The organism is Streptomyces sp. NPDC031100 (genome assembly GCF_055570785.1).
The window spans coordinates 1-3438 of record NZ_JBVIGN010000031.1 but is presented as its reverse complement, the minus strand read 5'-3'; the positions used below and the strand labels follow the sequence as shown (position 1 = coordinate 3438).

Sequence of the window (3438 nt, the reverse complement as noted above, 5' to 3'; positions counted from 1 at the left end):
GCACGGCCGTATGGCTGCCTTCAGTCGCCGGCCCCAGTGCACTCACCTGCTTGTCTGGTGGGGTGATGGGTGGCTGGTCGTTGTTTGAGAACTGCACAGTGGACGCGAGCATCTGTGGCCAAGTTTTTAAGGGCGCACGGTGGATGCCTTGGCACCAGGAACCGATGAAGGACGTGGGAGGCCGCGATAGTCCCCGGGGAGTCGTCAACCAGGCTTTGATCCGGGGGTTTCCGAATGGGGAAACCCGGCAGTCGTCATGGGCTGTCACCCACTGCTGAACACATAGGCAGTGTGGAGGGAACGAGGGGAAGTGAAACATCTCAGTACCCTCAGGAAGAGAAAACAACCGTGATTCCGGGAGTAGTGGCGAGCGAAACCGGATGAGGCCAAACCTACGACGTGTGAGACCCGGCAGGGGTTGCGTCGTGGGGGTTGTGGGATCTCTCTTCTGTCGTCTGCCGGCGACAGGACGAGTCAGAAACCGTTGATGTAGGCGAAGGACATGCGAAAGGTCCGGCGTAGAGGGTAAGACCCCCGTAGTCGAAACGTCAGCGGCTCGTTTGAGAGACACCCAAGTAGCACGGGGCCCGAGAAATCCCGTGTGAATCTGGCGGGACCACCCGCTAAGCCTAAATATTCCCTGGTGACCGATAGCGGATAGTACCGTGAGGGAATGGTGAAAAGTACCCCGGGAGGGGAGTGAAATAGTACCTGAAACCGTGTGCCTACAAGCCGTGGGAGCGTCGGAGTGTGCTTGCACACTCTCGTGACTGCGTGCCTTTTGAAGAATGAGCCTGCGAGTTTGCGGTGTGTTGCGAGGTTAACCCGGGTGGGGAAGCCGTAGCGAAAGCGAGTCCGAACAGGGCGATTTTAGTAGCACGCTCAAGACCCGAAGCGGAGTGATCTAGCCATGGGCAGGTTGAAGCGGAGGTAAGACTTCGTGGAGGACCGAACCCACCAGGGTTGAAAACCTGGGGGATGACCTGTGGTTAGGGGTGAAAGGCCAATCAAACTCCGTGATAGCTGGTTCTCCCCGAAATGCATTTAGGTGCAGCGTCGTGTGTTTCTTGCCGGAGGTAGAGCACTGGATAGGCGATGGGCCCTACCGGGTTACTGACCTTAGCCAAACTCCGAATGCCGGTAAGTGAGAGCACGGCAGTGAGACTGTGGGGGATAAGCTCCATGGTCGAGAGGGAAACAGCCCAGAGCATCGACTAAGGCCCCTAAGCGTACGCTAAGTGGGAAAGGATGTGGAGTCGCACAGACAACCAGGAGGTTGGCTTAGAAGCAGCCACCCTTGAAAGAGTGCGTAATAGCTCACTGGTCTAGTGATTCCGCGCCGACAATGTAGCGGGGCTCAAGCGTACCGCCGAAGTCGTGTCATTGCAGCAGTAAGCCCCAACGGGTGCTGTGATGGGTAGGGGAGCGTCGTCTGCCGGGTGAAGCGGCACCGGAAGGTAGTCGTGGACGGTTGACGAGTGAGAATGCAGGCATGAGTAGCGATACAAACGTGAGAAACGTTTGCGCCGATTGACTAAGGGTTCCTGGGTCAAGCTGATCTGCCCAGGGTAAGTCGGGACCTAAGGCGAGGCCGACAGGCGTAGTCGATGGATAACCGGTTGATATTCCGGTACCCGCTGTGAAGCGTCAAACATCGAGCATCGTGATGCTAAGGCCGTGAAGCCGTTCCGGACCCTTCGGGGAAAGGAAAGTGGTGGAGCCGCCGGACCAAGCGGTTAGTAGGTGAGTGATGGGGTGACGCAGGAAGGTAGTCCATCCCGGGCGGTGGTTGTCCCGGGGTAAGGGTGTAGGCCGCAAGGTAGGCAAATCCGCCTTGCATACGGCTGAGACCTGATGCCGAGCCGATTGTGGTGAAGTGGATGATCCTATGCTGTCGAGAAAAGCCTCTAGCGAGTTTCATGGCGGCCCGTACCCTAAACCGACTCAGGTGGTCAGGTAGAGAATACCGAGGCGTTCGGGTGAACTATGGTTAAGGAACTCGGCAAAATGCCCCCGTAACTTCGGGAGAAGGGGGGCCACACCTGGTGATCCGATTTACTCGGTGAGCTGGGGGTGGCCGCAGAGACCAGCGAGAAGCGACTGTTTACTAAAAACACAGGTCCGTGCGAAGCCGTAAGGCGATGTATACGGACTGACGCCTGCCCGGTGCTGGAACGTTAAGGGGACCGGTTAGCTCCACTTCGGTGGGGCGAAGCTGAGAACTTAAGCGCCAGTAAACGGCGGTGGTAACTATAACCATCCTAAGGTAGCGAAATTCCTTGTCGGGTAAGTTCCGACCTGCACGAATGGCGTAACGACTTCTCGACTGTCTCAACCATAGGCCCGGTGAAATTGCACTACGAGTAAAGATGCTCGTTTCGCGCAGCAGGACGGAAAGACCCCGGGACCTTTACTACAGTTTGATATTGGTGTTCGGTTCGGCTTGTGTAGGATAGCTGGGAGACTGTGAAGCTTGGACGCCAGTTCAGGTGGAGTCGTCGTTGAAATACCAGTCTGGTCGTGCTGGATGTCTAACCTGGGTCCGTGATCCGGATCAGGGACAGTGTCTGATGGGTAGTTTAACTGGGGCGGTTGCCTCCTAAAGGGTAACGGAGGCGCCCAAAGGTTCCCTCAGCCTGGTTGGCAATCAGGTGTTGAGTGTAAGTGCACAAGGGAGCTTGACTGTGAGACCGACGGGTCGAGCAGGGACGAAAGTCGGGACTAGTGATCCGGCGGTGGCTTGTGGAAGCGCCGTCGCTCAACGGATAAAAGGTACCCCGGGGATAACAGGCTGATCTTCCCCAAGAGTCCATATCGACGGGATGGTTTGGCACCTCGATGTCGGCTCGTCGCATCCTGGGGCTGGAGTCGGTCCCAAGGGTTGGGCTGTTCGCCCATTAAAGCGGTACGCGAGCTGGGTTTAGAACGTCGTGAGACAGTTCGGTCCCTATCCGCTGTGCGCGTAGGAGTCTTGAGAAGGGCTGTCCCTAGTACGAGAGGACCGGGACGGACGAACCTCTGGTGTGCCAGTTGTTCTGCCAAGGGCATGGCTGGTTGGCTACGTTCGGGAGGGATAACCGCTGAAAGCATCTAAGCGGGAAGCCTGCTTCGAGATGAGGACTCCCACCCACTTGATGGGGTAAGGCTCCCAGTAGACGACTGGGTTGATAGGCCAGATATGGAAGCCTGGTAACGGGTGGAGTTGACTGGTACTAATAGGCCGAGGGCTTGTCCTCAGACGCTCGCGTTCACTGTGTTGGTTCTGAAACCACGAACAGCCCCATGTGGCCACACATGGCCTGGTTGTCAGTTTCATAGTGTTTCGGTGGTCATAGCGTGAGGGAAACGCCCGGTTACATTCCGAACCCGGAAGCTAAGCCTCACAGCGCCGATGGTACTGCAGGGGGGACCCTGTGGGAGAGTAGGACGCCGCCGAAC

General features: G+C 57.3%; 2 rRNA genes. Both read left to right on the top strand.

From position 1 onward, the window contains the following. The first annotated feature begins 116 nt into the window (after positions 1-116). A 23S ribosomal RNA gene (locus ACZ5DS_RS42470) occupies positions 117-3236 on the top strand. An 85-nt stretch (positions 3237-3321) separates the two neighbouring features. Continuing rightward, a 5S ribosomal RNA gene (gene rrf, locus ACZ5DS_RS42465) occupies positions 3322-3438 on the top strand.